Source organism: Formosa haliotis (genome assembly GCF_001685485.1).
Classification (GTDB): domain Bacteria; phylum Bacteroidota; class Bacteroidia; order Flavobacteriales; family Flavobacteriaceae; genus Formosa; species Formosa haliotis.
In genome coordinates this window covers 2,417,320-2,432,325 of sequence record NZ_BDEL01000001.1, presented here as the reverse complement: position 1 = coordinate 2,432,325, position 15,006 = coordinate 2,417,320, and the positions used below count along the sequence as shown (strand labels likewise).

Here is a 15,006-nt window from a genome sequence, read left to right as displayed (position 1 = left end):
AGGTTTTTTAATTTTTGGGACAAATATAACTTTAATAGTTAAACCTTAAGAATTATATTTTGTAGTTCTAATAACGGCTTGTTCGTTCTTCCAATCAATCCAACGCTGTCCTTTTAAACGGCGCATAAGATTGTCGTAATTTCTCATGATAAAGACATTGTAGATGGCTTTACTTAAGTTTTTAGGATGCCTAGCAATTGCTCTCAGACTCATTGAAAAACCAGGAGTAATGTAGCGCATATAATGCCAATACCCTTCGGGCATATACAAGACCTCACCATGATTTAATTCGGTTTTATAACCTTTTGCTTTTTTTAAGGCAGGCCACTTGTCTAAATCTGGATTATGAAAATCGATATCTTCCCTTGTAATTAAAGCGTGTGGCACTTGGTACAAGTATTTGTTTTGATCTTGATCGAACAAAATAATTTCTTTTTTACCTTCAAAATGAAAGTGAAAAATATTTGCCAAATCGATATCGTAATGCATAAAGGTATACGAATCTTTCCCTCCAAAGAATAGCATGGGTAAGCCTTTCATTAAGCGTAAGCCAAAATCTGGATAACTAAAATCCTTTTGTAATTGAGGGACTTCTTTTAAAATATTCCAAAGGAAAATTCTGAATTTTGTCGGTTCGCGTTTAAGCAAATTGACGTAATCGCTCATTTTCATTTTGGCATGCGGCTCATTAAAACCATCTTTATAGTCTACCGGGCGGTCGTCGTAAAGCGGAACAGTTTTGTCTCCTGCAATCTCTTTCATATAGTCTAAATTCCACTTAGAATACGCTGGCCAGTCGTCTATAAAATGCTCTATTACCACAGGTTTTTGTGGTTTAAAATACTGCTCTATAAACGCCTCTTTAGTAATGGTTTTTACTCGAGGAATGTCTTGAAGATTTAATTTCAAAAGTTAAAATAATTAAAACTGCAAGTTAATAAATTGTAATGAATATGATATTTAAAAAGTAGTAAATCGGCTATAATTTTTTCAAAATATAGCTTAGAAATATATCAATTTTTATTTTTTAGATTTCAATTTTGCGGCTTCATTTCGTTCAATTTTATGTTCTGGACGTGTCCATTTTGGCTTTTCTCCTAAGGATTGAAATTGAGAGTCTTGAGCCTCGGTAGTTTGGGGTTGGACTTTTTTTGTGAATGGTTTTTGTGGGTTTAATCCGAGTAATTCAAACATTTTAAGGTCTTCGTTTACATCAGGATTTGGAGTTGTTAGTAATTTATCTCCAGCGAAAATAGAGTTAGCACCGGCGAAAAAACACATGGCTTGACCTTCGCGAGACATTTGGGTTCTTCCAGCACTTAATCGCACTTGAGTTTCGGGCATTACTATTCGCGTGGTAGCAACCATTCTAATCATGTCCCAAATCTCTACGGGTTTTTCATTTTCTAAAGGTGTGCCTTCAACAGCAACTAAAGCATTTATGGGGGTAGACTCTGGTTGCGGACTTAAAGTTGATAATGCCACTAACATATCTGCTCTGTCTACTATGGTTTCGCCCATGCCAATTATACCTCCAGAACATACTGTAACATTGGTTTTTCGAACGTTATCTATAGTATCTAACCGGTCTTGATAACCTCGGGTAGAAATTACTTCTTTGTAATATTCTTCAGAAGAATCTAAATTGTGGTTATACGCGTATAAACCTGCTTCGGCAAGACGTTTGGCCTGATTTTCGGTAACCATACCTAAGGTACAGCACACTTCCATATCCAGTTTATTTATGGTTCTCACCATTTCTAGCACTTGATCGAATTCTTCGCCATCTTTCACATTTCGCCATGCAGCACCCATACACACTCTCGAGCTTCCGGTAGATTTAGCACGTAGGGCCTGCGCTTTAACTTGTTGTACGGTCATTAAATCGTTACCTTCTATATTGGTATGGTAACGGGCGGCCTGCGGACAATACCCACAATCTTCTGAGCATCCTCCAGTTTTAATAGACAATAAAGTTGAAACCTGAACCGTATTCGGGTCATGATGTAGACGATGTACCGTGGCAGCTTCATAGAGTAGCTCCATAAAAGGTTTGTTATAAATATTTATAATTTCTTCTGTGGTCCAATTATGTCTAATGCTACTCATGGTCAAGTGGTTTTGGTAATCGGTTTTTAGGCGTGTAAATTTTATTTAAACATGTATTTTAATCCGAAAATTAAGTTTCCTTTTGGCATAGGTACTAAGTTGGTTTCGGTATATTCTGTATTGAAAATGTTATTTGCAATTACAGAAAATTCAAAGGCTTTAAAATTATAATTCAAACTAGCATCTACTACAGAATAGGTTTCGCCAGAGGTGCGCTCTGCGTATTTATAAATAATAGATTGCGATAAATTTTGAAAAAATTGAGAGGTAAAACGGGTTACAAAATGATGCTTTAATGAGTTAATGGCGTATTTTGAATAATTTACATCTAAATCTTTAACTTCATCATCTATATACGTATAAGATGCATTAAGGCTTTGCATATAAGCTCCAATTGTAAATCCGTAATTGGCGTAAACATCTATACCCTTAGTATTAACTTCTGCTATATTAGTAGCTTGCCAAAGGTCTTCTTCGTTATCTTTAACATAATCAATCAAATCTCTAGAATCTCTATTGAAAAAGGCAACCGATGCTGTAAAATTTGCTTTGTTAAATTTTAATCCAATTTCTTCGGCAATGGCTTCTTCAGGATCCAAATCCGGGTTTCCTAGTGTTGTTGGGTCGCTATAATACAGATCGGTATAAGTAGGTATTCTGTAAGTGTAACCTACATTTCCATAAATTTTAAAGTTGTCGCTTAATTCGTAACCTAGATCCATTCCTGGGAAGGCATGAAACTTAAAGTCGGAATAATAAGTTACTGCAATTCCTGGAGTAACATCTAATTTGTCGTTGAAAAATTTAAATTGATGTTCTAAAAACAAAGTTGTCATTAAGCGGTCTCTATCTCCTAAATTATTACTTGCCAAAAATACTTGTGCCACATCTACTCCAAAGCCTGTAATTCCTAAATTAGAAGTGTAAGAGGCATTAACTTCGGCTCCAATTTTATTGGTAATGTGTAGGTTTCTATATCCTGTTGGGTTGTTACGATCGTATAAATACATATCTTGATTACGTCTCCAGTATAACTGAGGTTTTATTATCCAATCGTTGTTCTTAATTTTTGTTGAAATACCAATTAAGCTTGTTTGGGTTTCTTCGTATTGTTCGGTTGCAGAAGGGGTAGAGTAAAACCCATTGGCACCAAAATCACGTTCAGAAAGCGCTGCTAAAAAATTTATAGGGAGTTTGTTTTTATTAAAGGTACTTTTTATGAAGTAATTCTGATTATCGTAATCTGTATTATGTCTATATCCTCCCGATGTGTTTTTAGACATGTGCACCACGTGCGATGAGTTGTCTAAATTTACACCTCCAGTAACCGCAGCATTTAATGTGTTAAACGAGCCTACTTGCGTATCTAAAGTCAACAAGTTTTCTGTACTCTTTTTAGTAACAATATTTACGGCTCCCGTAAAGGCATTCTGACCAAATACACGAGCTGCAGGTCCAGAAATAATTTCAATACGTTCGATAACTTCTATGGGTAAGGCCATATTCATGGTATGGTGACCGGTTTGTGCATCGTCGACCTTAATTCCGTCTATAAGGAGTAATGTTTGATCGAAACTACCACCACGAATGTATAAATCGGCTTGCATTCCGGCTGTTCCACGTCTACGAATGTCTACACCAGCAACTTGCTGCAATAAATCGGCTACATTAGTTGCTGCAGAAGCCTGAATATCTTCGGAAGTTATAATATTTATAGATCGGGAATTTTTTGAGAAAGGGAGTTCAATTCTACTAGATGTAACAATAATTTCGTCTAATTGTTCTTCGGCAACTGGGTCTTGGGCAAATCCGATGGCCGTGGTTAAAATACTTAATAGGGTAATGAGTTTAGTCGATTTCATAGTTGTTATTTAAAAACGATGCAAAAGTCGTAACTTTACGGACTATTACACTAGTCCAGTTTTAAAACCATGAATAGTCCGGTTAATACCCTTTTCAAAAAATTGATTGTTTTCGATAAATCGGATTCAAAGCCCGTGTATATTCAAGTGTCGCAGCAAATTATAAATTTAATACAACGGGGCTATATTTTGCATGGCACCACCTTACCGGGAACGCGTGTTTTAAGTCAATCTTTAAAAATACACCGTAACACGGCTGTGGCTATTTACGACGAATTAGCCTCTCAAGGCTGGGTAGAAATAGTGCCAAATAAAGGAACATTTGTTTTGCTTCCGCAGCAAGCTACTGCTAAAATTAAGGCCACAACACACCCTTTAAATCAGGCGAATAATTATTCTAAAACTACGGGATTTTCATTTCAGGAATCGTTGCATTTGGCTTCCACTGGGCAGGTTACCAAGGCAAAATATGCGATTAACGAAGGGAAACCCGATTTGCGTTTACATCCTACACATCAATTTTCTAGATGGTATAGTGCGGCAATGAAGCGTAAGCCTCTACTAAAAAAATGGAATCGTACCGACGAGGTTTCGTATTCTATGTTCGAAACCCAGCTGTGTAATTATTTAAATGCCACCCGCGGATTTCATATAAAACCAAATAATATTCTGAGTACGCGAAGTACAGAAATGAGTTTGTATATCGTGTCGCAATTGCTTTTAAAACAAAAGGATGTGGTTTTGGTTGGTCGGTTTAGTAATTATTCGGCAAATATGATTTTTCAGCAAGTAGGGGCGAACATTAAAACGGTTCCCGTAGACTACGAAGGTTTAGATGTCGATTATATAAAAACACATTTTGTAAAACGCAGCATTAGGTGTGTATATGTTTGCGCCCAAAGAGATTATCCTACCACTAAAACCTTAAGTGCTAACCGTCGATTAAAACTACTACAATTAGCCAAGGCCTATGGGTTTGCGATTATTGAAGATGATTTTGATTACGATTTTCAATACGAGGGCTCGGCGATGTTACCCATGGCGAGTTCCGATGCGAATGGGCATGTTATTTATCTGGGAAAATTAGGTCAATCGTTGTTTCCTAGTTTTCAAACAGGGTTTGTAATTGCTCCCGAAAATTTAATTTCCGAGGCCAAAAATTACTTGCAATTGTTAGATCAGCAAGGCGATTTAATTCAGGAACAAATGCTTTCAGAATTAATTTACGAGGGTGAAATACATCGGCTTATAAAAAAGAATATTTTAATTTATAAACAACGCCGAGATTGTTTGTGTAATTATCTAACATTGTTTTTTGGAGATCTATTAGAATGGGAAATGCCTTCTGGAGGATTGGCAATATGGCTACAATTTACATCGGAAATTTCGTTGGTGAAGTTAGCCGAAGCAGCCGAAAAGCATGAAGTGTTTATACCGAAAACCATTTTATATCAGGATAAAGATACTTGTGCTATACGTTTTGGTTTTGGTCATTTAAACGAAGAAGAAATTAAGGCTGTAGTTATTAATTTAAGAACCATTTATAATCAGTTGGCATTACAGCATAGTGATGAAAACTAAAAAGCCCGAATCCATGTTAGATTTCGGGCCTTAAAACAAACAAACTAAATTTAAAAAAAAAGTTATTTTAGGTGTTTTGAAAGCGTTTCAAAAGCCTCTGTAATCACTACTTCAACATCTACATGATCTTGTTTTAATACAGATAAATTCGTTTTTAATAGATTTTTGTCGCTATTAGAAAGGGTGGTTGATTCTAGTCCTTTTAAAATGAGCTTAGCAGCTTCCGAAAGATTTTTAGAAAGCGGCTCTAAACTATTTAAAATGGGTGATTTTTTTAGTTTGGAAAAGGCGTCATAGTTTTTCGACCAAAGATTTAAATAAGCCATAATCTCGGTTTTAGTTGCAGCAGTAGGCGATGTTGTGTATTGTTTTACTAAACGATTAAACACTAGGGCATCTGATGCATCTGCGGTACAAGCATCGGCAAACAATCTAAAAGGGGAGTACGTTTTATACTCAATGCCATCTTTGTTTCGCTCGTAAATTTTTAGAGGCTCACAAATATTCGTCAACGTTTCTAGAGACGATATATTTTGGTTATTTGTAATATTTCTTAAAATAACAGCCTTATTTTTAATATGCGTTAATCCCAGTTCTTCTAACCTAAAGTTTACAACCTCCAGACGTTTCAACATATTATCCATATCGTTAACCGATTGTTGAGACCATAATCGTTCTGCTATGGCTGCAGTTCTTGGCCAAATTCGAGAATCTAAGGTTTCCGAAGTTGCCAATTCGCTCCACATAGTGGCTTCTCCTCCTAAAATTCGTGCCGTTTCTTCTTTAGTAAGTTTTACATCACCGATAGGTTCTGTGGCATAGTGTTTTTTTATAGATTCCATGCGGTCTATATAAAAGCCATTAGATAAAATGGTGTTATATCCTTTTTTGGCGGCTTCAATTAAAGTACCTCCTTTTGGAAGTCCTTCGTTTTCGCCTCGCCATGAATGAATCACTGCTGTAGTGGGCATAGTAGGCGTCATAATCTCATCCCAACCAACAAGGTTTTTACCAAGTTTATTTAGAATTTTTTCAAGCTTTATGTTGAAATACGTTTGTAAATCGTGATTCGTTTTTAAGTTATGTGCTTTTTTAAATTGCTGAATATGCTTGTTAGCATCCCAATCTCTACCTTCATTTTCGTCGCCTCCAATATGGAAATAGGTGTCTGGGAAAAGCGGAGCAACCTCGGTAAATAAATTTTCTAGGAACACGTAGGTTTCATCGTTCGTAGGGTCTAAAGTTGGATCGAAAACACCCGAATTTCTTTCAAGTGTATAAGTAGTTCCTGGTTTGCTCCCAAGTTCTGGAAAAGCAGTTAAAATAGCAGTGGCATGTCCAGGAACATCGAATTCTGGAATAACACGAATCCCTAATCGCGATGCGTAAGCCACCACATCTTTTATTTGTTCGTGCGTATAGAATAATCCATCAGACGCTAAATCTGTGAGCTGCGGATAGGTTTTAGACTCTACTCGAAAACCTTGGTCGTCTATTAAATGCCAATGAAAAACATTCATTTTAACAGAAGCCATGGCTTCTAAGTTTCGTTTTAGCACGTCTACCGAGTGAAAATGTCTAGCGACATCGATCATTAAACCACGCCAAACAAAACGAGGTTCATCGGCAATGGTAACACCATTAAAATAGTACTGCGTGGTATCGTAATTTGTTAATTGTAACAAAGTTTCCAATCCTCTTATAGCCCCAATATCTGTTAAAGCTGTAATTGTAGCTCCAGAGCTTGTAACTTTTAACTGATAAGATTCGTCGTTTGTAATGCTTAATTCGCCTTCCTTTTTGTAATTTATTTTAATGGTAGCATTAGCGTTTTTTTGTGCAGAAGTAGGAAAACCTGAGTTTAAAAATACGCCGGTTCTTCCAGAAAGTCGTCTTAAAAAAGAAGTTGCCGTAAACTGAACACGGTCTTGCGATGGTCCGTTTATAGAGATCGTTAAATCTTCGGTAATCGGGAGTATTTGCCCTGTTTCTTGTATGTTTTTTGGCCAAGGCATTAAATCATACTTACTAGCTAAAGCATGTTGCGCATGGCTTAATAGACTTGTAAAGTTTATGATTATAATTAGTAGTATGATTTTTTTCATTGTGTCTTTTTTAAGGCTCAATTTATTTTAATGTACTTTTCTGTAATCGTTCTGTCAATTCCGGCAGCTTTAATACGCTCTATCCCAGATTGAATTAACGTGTCTCCGCTAATCTGAATTTTAAACGAGAACTTGTGGTTTTTTAAGTTTTGAGATTCTGTGAAACTTAAAACTTCGTTATAGGTGTTTCCGTTTAAAACATAAGTACCAGCACCGCTATAAAAATTGGTAGTATCGGTCTTATTCTGATTGAAAAAAGCAAAATGAGAATCATTAATTATTTTAATGAACTCGGTATTTTCTAAATCTTTAATTTGTATTGAATCGTTCTCAATAATTTCGGCATAAACCAATTTCCACGTTCCAGAAATAGCAATGGTTGGTGTTTCTTTTTTGCAATTAAAACAGATTAATGCCAAAATTATTAAGGCAGATTTTTTCATGATTTTTTAAAAATGATAACGTTTAAAGGCTTCAATAGCGGCATAGTCGGCAAGACCTAAGTCGTTGTATTTTTTTGCTGTTAAGCGGTTGCGATCTTCGGCACGAACCCAAAATTCTCTTGAATCGTCCCCTTGAAACATAACCCCGTCTTTTTGAGATTGATGATAAAAAATAGCATGACGTTTCTTTAACACCTGATCTGGACTCATAGGTACAGCCATTTCAATTTCGTAAGATTCCCATTCGTGCCAAGCTCCACGGTATAACCAAACCCAACAATCGTTCATGTAAGCGTTTGGTTTTAGTATGTTTAATGCCGAAAATAGGGCGTCTAAACATACTTTGTGCGTACCATGCGGATCGGCCAAATCGCCAGCAGCATAGATTTGATGAGGTTTTACAGATTCAATCAAAGAGACAACAATGTCTATGTCTTCTTGCGATAAGTTTCCTTTTTTTATAGTCCCCGTTTCGTAAAATGGCAGATTTAAAAAATGAACATTGTCGTCGCTCAAGCCTAGATAACGCGTTGCTGCTAAAGATTCACTACGTCTAATAAGGCCTTTTAAATGTCTTACTTCAGGCGAATCGATATCTTTATCGGTTTTATTTTTCAGGAAACTAATTATGTTTTTAGCTTCGGTAGCATTGGGGTTTAGTTTATAAGTGATTTCAGCAAATTTTAACGCTTCTTCATCGGAAACAGCAATGTTTCCTGAAGTTTGATACGCGATGTGAACCTCGTGTCCTTGTTCTACTAAGCGATCGAAAGTTCCTCCCATAGAAATGACATCATCATCTGGATGCGGACTAAAAATGATAACACGTTTTTTTGCTGGTGTTGCACGCTCTGGTCTATACGTGTCGTCTGCATTTGGTTTTCCTCCTGGCCAACCAGTAATGGTATGTTGCATTTTATTAAACATTTTTATGTTTAAATCGTAAGCAGTACCTTCTTCGGTTAGTAAACCAGACATGCCGTTATCGTTATAATCTTTGTCTGTTAATTTTAAAAACGGCTTGTTTAATAATTCGCTAAGCCATACTACGGCTTTTAATTTTAAGGTGTCATTCCAATGGCAAGACGTTACTAACCAAGGTGTTTTTACACGTGTTAATTCAGACGAGGCTTCACTATCTATTACAAAAGTAGTATTGTTGTGATCTTGTAGGTAGGTTGCCGGAACATTAGATGTTACTTCGCCTTCTATCGTTTTTTTTAGGATTTTTGCTTTGTTTAATCCCCAACCTAATAACACTATGCGTTTCGCACTTTTTACGGTACCAATTCCCATAGTAATGGCTTTTCTAGGAACATTATCTATGCCTAAAAAAGCGGGTGCGGCATCGATTCGAGTTAGGTGGTCTAGGGTAATGCTTCGTGTTCCAGAATTTAAATGCGAGCCCGGCTCGTTAAAACCAATATGCCCAGTACGGCCAATACCTAAAAGTTGAAAATCTAATCCGCCGTACGATTTTATTTTTAACTCATAGTCTATGCAATATTGATATAAATCGTCTGCACTAACCATTCCGTTCGGGATGTTTATGTTTTCTGGAAGAATATCAACATGGTTAAAAAGATGCTCATGCATAAAGTAGAAGTAACTCTGAATATTATCTTTTCCCATAGGGTAATATTCATCTAAATTAAAAGTTACAACATTCGAAAAGCTTAAGCCTTCTTCCTTGTGCATTCTAACCAATTCTTCATAGACTTTTATAGGAGAGGATCCTGTAGCTAAACCTAGAACACAAGGTTGGTTTAACTTGTCTTTCTCTATAATTAAAGCTGCTATTTCTTGAGCAACTATAATTGATGCTTCATTTGAAGAGTTGAAAATAACGTTATGAATTTTTTCAAAACGAGTTTCTTCAAATTTTCCAGCCTCCGTGTAGGCTATACTTTTGTAATCAGTATTATCTACTTTCATTGTAATTTTTTTTGTTAAAGTAAACGGGATACAAGTCCCGTTTACTTTGTGAACTAATCAAACACTTAATTGACTTTAGTAACCAACAACGTTTTTAAAAATTAGGTAGTCCGGTGTCCCACCATAATCTTGTGCCTCCATTATCTGGGCCTTTCAACATGCCTATGGCAAGGTCTACATTAGCACCATTTACATCTTTTTCTGTTTGTACGAAATTAATACGACGAATTTGAGTTTGTGTATCAATTGTACCACCACTATTATTTACAACAACAGGGAATATTCTAGGGTAACCTGTACGTCTAAATTCGCTCCAAGCTTCCTGCCCGTCAGGGAACATAGCAATCCATTTTTGAGTAATAATTTGCTCTAATTGTTCTTCTTTAGAACCCACTTCGTTATAAGCAATTTTTACATCGCTAGGGTAGGCGTAGTTATTTGCAGGATTTATAGGATCTATATAATCTGCAGGAGTACTTGTAGTATCTGCTAAATAATCTTCTACATTTTTTAAGTTAGCTAGTGTAAAAGCAGCTCTAACCCCCATTTCGTAGTTTGTTTTAGCATCTCCGGCTCCAGCCCAACCTCTTAAAGCAGCTTCAGCTTTTAAGAAATAAACTTCGGCTTGAGTCATCCATATTTTTGTTGGCTCGGCTATATAGGTACCTAGTAGAGAATGCGATCCGTAAGTAGATTTCGCTTCAATTTTAATACCTTGACGAATCCCTTTATAGTTTCCTAAAGAAGCATCTACCGGAGCAGCAAAATAGGTTGAAATTCTTGGGTCGTTAAATCCTTTTAATATAGATTCCATCTCGGCGCTCATGGCAATATCTCCCCAACCGTTACTAATTTCCATTAGAGGGTGAGAAAAACCATTCATACCAACACGCATATCTCCGGCATCTAAAAATCCAGCGTTGCTTGCTAAAGATTTCTCGCCTTCGGTTTGTGCTAACACAGGATCTACTTTAGATACGCGTATGGCTAAACGCAAACGTAAAGCATTTGCAAATCCACGCCATTTGCGGATGTTGTCGGATGCAGGTGAAGCAAAATCTGATTTGTCGAAAGGCACAAATTGCGCATTTCCTTCAAAATTTTCTAAACCATCTATGGCTTCATCTAATTCGTTAAAGAATGTTTGATACGCGGTTTGCTGAGAATCATATTCACCCGTTGTATCGTAATCTCCATATTTGGAGTAACGAATTGGACCAAAAATATCGGATACACGATGCATACCCATAACTTTAATGGTGTTAGCCAGGTAAATAAATAACATACTGTTTTCGTTACCAGAAGCTTCAACAATATCGTTAATACGTTGTGCAAAAGGAATTACCCCGTTACCATCATTACCATCGTAGGCATCGCTCCATATAAAACCATTCCAGCCATCTACTAAACTATAAGTTTGGTTGTTAATGTTACCCGCGAAAGGAGTTGGAGACGCCATATATCCAGAAAAGATATCGGCATTAAGGTTTTGTTGTAATTGGTAGTTCCATCCTGGATTTGTTCTGATAATATTATCGAACATGGTTGAAAATCCCGATCCTATATGATTGTTTTGTTGTGTTAGTTCTTCGTCAGAATACCCATACTTGTTTGTATTGATTTCTTCAAAATCTCCAGTACAGTTTGATAAACTTATGGCGGTCATAGCGACCATAGTATATTTAAGTATATTTTTCATTGTTCTTAGAAATTTACGTTAATGTTAAACCCGATACTTCGTGTAGAAGGTTGGTTATAAATATCTACCCCTTGTAATCCCATTCCTGTACTAGATGTAATGTTAGGGTCGAATGGCGCTTTTTTGTAGAAGAAGAATAGGTTATTTGCAATTAATGAAAAGCTAATATTTTCAACGGCTTTGCTTGCTAGTTGCAGTTTGTAACCTACAGAGAATTCACGTAAACTTACGTTTGTAGCGTCGTAAACATATTCTCCCAACATACCTGCACGGCCACCAATACCATTGTAGTAGTCTTGAGCAGTTATTTGTACGCTAGCTCCATTTTGGTCGACAACATTTACCATAGCATTGTTTGTGTTTCTAGCATTGGCAGTAGTTTGAGACACACCATATTGGTCGTTAATGGCTTCGGTAACACTCATTACATCTCCACCAAATTTACCATCGATTAAGAAGTTTAAGTGGAAGTTCCCGAATTCGAAATCGTTATTCCAACCTAATGTAAAGTCTGGTTGTGCATGTGCTACAGTTTCAAAACCTGTAGATTGTAAGGCGTAAGTAGGCGTACCATCATCTTCAATAGTGGTAGTTACCATTGGCACACCATTTTCGTCTCTTACTAACGATCGGGCTTTAATACTACCAAAATCTTCACCTTCAACTAAAGAGTAACCGTAACCATTTACTCCAGGTGCCGTAATTATAGCTTCTCCGTTTTCTAATGATGGGTGAACAGAAACCACTTTGTTATCGTTTTGGGCAAAGTTAATAGCTGTATTCCAAGAGAATTTGTCGGTTAAAACAGGTTTAGCATTTACTACAATTTCGTATCCTGCATTAGATATTTCTCCAGCATTTACGATGTTTTGAGAATATCCGTGTAAGTTAGGTTCTGCAGTGATGTAAAAAATCTGATCGTAAGTTTTAGAGTTATAATATGTGAAGTCTAAACCTAAGCGGCTTTGAAAGAATCTCCACTCTGTACCAATTTCAAATCCTTTTTGGCGTTCTGGTTTTAATGTTTCGCCTTCAATTGGTGCAAATGGCACTATAGAAATACTAGTATTAGTTTGGTTGATATAATTTAAAGGCACTGTTGCGCCCACAGGAATATCTTTACCAACTTCGGCATAAGAACCTCTTACTTTTGCAAATGATACTCCGTCGCCCATGTCAAACATCTCCGATAAAACGGCTGTTAAACCAAAAGAAGGGTAGAAGAATGAGTAACTATCGGTGTTTGCTAAAGTTGAAGACCAGTCTGTACGCCCAGTAACATCCAGGAATAACATGTCTTTATAGCCAAAGTTTGCAGAACCAAATACAGATTGTACCTCTCTGTCTGAAACTGTTTGACGAATATTATTTGTGTTTTCGAAATTTTGAATTGCAAAATAGTTCGGGTAATTTAATCCTACACCATCACGACCAGAATCTAAAAAGGTTTGATCCCCAATTTTATACTTTGTTAAACTTGTTCCTAATAATCCTGAAAAGGTAAAGTTTTCAGAAAAATCGGTGTTGTAAGATGCGATCAAATCAATATACTGTTGGGTGTTTTCTGTTTTTTCAAGAATATAACGACCGTTAGATCCCGAGTTTGCAATATCGGTTCCGGCATATTGTTTCTTCTCGTAGGTATAGAACGTTTTATCGAAACTTCCTCTAGATTGTAAAGAAAAGGCTTCGGTAATATTGTATTTAACAGATACGTTTGCTAACACACGCTGTGCAATATCTTTACTTGGGCTACGATTAATTAACCAATATGGGTTTTGTTGTATGTTTTCTGCGAAAGATGTAGCATACTGATCCATTTGGTTTAAATCGGCATTAAAATATTCGTATTGATTTTTATATGTGTCTCTGCTAATGCCTACCGGGTTTAAATAAACAGCAGTTAAAGGGTTAGCATAAAGTCCGTTTGTTGGACGATTTCCAATACGCTGATCTGATAAATTAATATTTGCAGAAACTTCAATTTTGTCTCTTAAAAACTTAGCAGTTTCTCTTAAGGTTAAATTGTTTTTTGTAAGCTTATTTCCTGGTATAACACCTTCTCCAACTGTATTAGCATAAGAGAAATATGTTTGTGCTTTTGCGTTTCCTGCTGTTAAAGACAAGGCGTTGATAGAGGTATAACCAGTTTGGAAAAAATCTTTAGCGTCGTTACTTAAACCACCTGTTTTTGCTCCCCAAGACATTGGGTCGGTTACGTTTCCGTTTTCGGCTACGGGCTGTCCTACAGAATTACTTTGGTATTCAGATTGTAATTCTGGTAATGAAACTACATTGTCTACCGTAAAACTAGAATTGAAATTTACCGCCAAATTACCGTCTTTACCTTTTTTGGTGGTAATTAAGATAACCCCGTTTGCACCTTGACTTCCGTAAAGTGCCGAAGCCGAAGCTCCCTTTAAAACTGTCATACTTTCTACATCGTCTGGATTGATTAACGACATGGCATCACCACCATCACGATTTCCTGTTTGGCTACCAAAAATATCGGTACCAGGCTCGTTTCCGTTAGATCCGTTTCCGCTATTTAGCATCGGAATCCCGTCTATTACATATAACGGATCGTTGTTAGAGGTAGACGAGTTACCCCTTAAAACCACTTTAGATGCTCCACCTAAACCTGAAGAACTTCTAGTAATAGTTACCCCGGCAGATTTACCCGATAAACTATTAATTGGGTTGGTTTGTTTAACACGGGTTAATTCGTCTCCGCCAACTTCTTGGGCCGAATAAGTAAGTGCCTTTTTCTCTTTTTTAATTCCTAAAGCTGTTACTACAACTTCGTTTAATTGTTGGCTATCCTCATCGAGCTGCACATTATATGTGCTAGAAGCGCCAACCGTAACCTGTGAGGTTGTCATACCTAAATACGAGAATTTTAATACATCTCCTACATTGGCGTCTATGGTATAGTTTCCATCAAAATCGGTTAGTGTTCCATTTGATGTGCCTAAAACCAACACATTTACCCCAGCGATTGGCATGCCATCTGCTTTAGAGGTAACAGTTCCCTTAATTTCTTTGCTTTGAGCTTGCAGGAATTGCGCGCTAAAAAACAATAAAGAAAATAAGAAAGTCATTCTTAAATAGTGTTTCATAATTTGATTGTTTAGTCTCTGTTATTTGATTCAAGTTTATTCATTTTTATATTTCCTATGAAATAAAATATCTAAACGACATGATTTAACATATAAATAACATTAGAGTCTCGATAAGCGTTTTTTATAAAATAAACAAAGGTTAATTTAATT

At 36.5% G+C, this 15,006-nt stretch carries 9 protein-coding genes; 1 reads left to right on the top strand and 8 read right to left on the bottom strand.

Features of this window, described 5'->3' with window-relative positions:
• Positions 1-45: 45 nt before the first annotated feature.
• The 3 genes from A9D35_RS09985 to A9D35_RS09975 form a co-directional block, all read right to left on the bottom strand.
• Positions 46-909, bottom strand: coding sequence for a cupin-like domain-containing protein (locus A9D35_RS09985; protein WP_066222401.1), 864 nt, complete (start codon positions 907-909; stop codon positions 46-48).
• A 111-nt stretch (positions 910-1,020) separates the two neighbouring features.
• Positions 1,021-2,109: a biotin synthase BioB gene (gene bioB / locus A9D35_RS09980; protein WP_066222398.1), complete on the bottom strand. Its 1,089-nt coding sequence runs from the start codon at positions 2,107-2,109 to the stop codon at positions 1,021-1,023.
• A 41-nt stretch (positions 2,110-2,150) separates the two neighbouring features.
• On the bottom strand, positions 2,151-3,971 hold the full coding sequence (locus A9D35_RS09975; protein WP_066222395.1) for a TonB-dependent receptor plug domain-containing protein: 1,821 nt from the start codon (positions 3,969-3,971) through the stop codon (positions 2,151-2,153).
• Positions 3,972-4,040: 69 nt separating this feature from the next.
• Here A9D35_RS09975 and A9D35_RS09970 point away from each other — a divergent pair, with 69 nt between their 5' ends.
• Entirely contained in the window at positions 4,041-5,552 is a 1,512-nt protein-coding gene (locus A9D35_RS09970; protein WP_066222390.1) for an aminotransferase-like domain-containing protein, read from the top strand.
• Between the two features lie 62 nt (positions 5,553-5,614).
• Here the strand turns inward: A9D35_RS09970 and A9D35_RS09965 are convergent, their stop codons facing one another.
• From A9D35_RS09965 to A9D35_RS09945, 5 genes are all read right to left on the bottom strand, one after another.
• On the bottom strand, positions 5,615-7,657 hold the full coding sequence (locus A9D35_RS09965) for a beta-N-acetylhexosaminidase (RefSeq protein ID WP_066222388.1): 2,043 nt from the start codon (positions 7,655-7,657) through the stop codon (positions 5,615-5,617).
• A 17-nt stretch (positions 7,658-7,674) separates the two neighbouring features.
• Positions 7,675-8,100, bottom strand: a complete 426-nt coding sequence (locus A9D35_RS09960; RefSeq protein ID WP_066222385.1) for a hypothetical protein — start codon at positions 8,098-8,100, stop codon at positions 7,675-7,677.
• A 6-nt stretch (positions 8,101-8,106) separates the two neighbouring features.
• The gene (nagB, locus tag A9D35_RS09955; protein WP_066222382.1) at positions 8,107-10,035 is read right to left on the bottom strand and encodes a glucosamine-6-phosphate deaminase; all 1,929 of its coding nucleotides are present in this window, start codon (positions 10,033-10,035) and stop codon (positions 8,107-8,109) included.
• Positions 10,036-10,129: 94 nt separating this feature from the next.
• Positions 10,130-11,734 carry a SusD/RagB family nutrient-binding outer membrane lipoprotein gene (locus A9D35_RS09950; protein ID WP_066222378.1) on the bottom strand — a complete coding sequence of 535 codons (1,605 nt, stop codon included), beginning with the start codon at positions 11,732-11,734 and terminating at the stop codon, positions 10,130-10,132.
• A 5-nt stretch (positions 11,735-11,739) separates the two neighbouring features.
• The gene (locus A9D35_RS09945) at positions 11,740-14,853 is read right to left on the bottom strand and encodes a SusC/RagA family TonB-linked outer membrane protein (RefSeq protein WP_066222374.1); all 3,114 of its coding nucleotides are present in this window, start codon (positions 14,851-14,853) and stop codon (positions 11,740-11,742) included.
• Positions 14,854-15,006: the final 153 nt, after the last annotated feature.

Excerpts from the sequence above, each read along its gene's own strand:
- A9D35_RS09960 (WP_066222385.1), bottom strand. The coding sequence starts at position 8,100 with ATGAAAAAATCTGCCTTAATAATTTTGGCATTAATCTGTTTTAATTGC.
- A9D35_RS09950 (WP_066222378.1), bottom strand. The coding sequence starts at position 11,734 with ATGAAAAATATACTTAAATATACTATGGTCGCTATGACCGCCATAAGT.
- nagB (WP_066222382.1), bottom strand. The coding sequence starts at position 10,035 with ATGAAAGTAGATAATACTGATTACAAAAGTATAGCCTACACGGAGGCT.
- A9D35_RS09970 (WP_066222390.1), top strand. The coding sequence starts at position 4,041 with ATGAATAGTCCGGTTAATACCCTTTTCAAAAAATTGATTGTTTTCGAT.
- A9D35_RS09945 (WP_066222374.1), bottom strand. The coding sequence starts at position 14,853 with ATGAAACACTATTTAAGAATGACTTTCTTATTTTCTTTATTGTTTTTT.
- bioB (WP_066222398.1), bottom strand. The coding sequence starts at position 2,109 with ATGAGTAGCATTAGACATAATTGGACCACAGAAGAAATTATAAATATT.
- A9D35_RS09975 (WP_066222395.1), bottom strand. The coding sequence starts at position 3,971 with ATGAAATCGACTAAACTCATTACCCTATTAAGTATTTTAACCACGGCC.
- A9D35_RS09965 (WP_066222388.1), bottom strand. The coding sequence starts at position 7,657 with ATGAAAAAAATCATACTACTAATTATAATCATAAACTTTACAAGTCTA.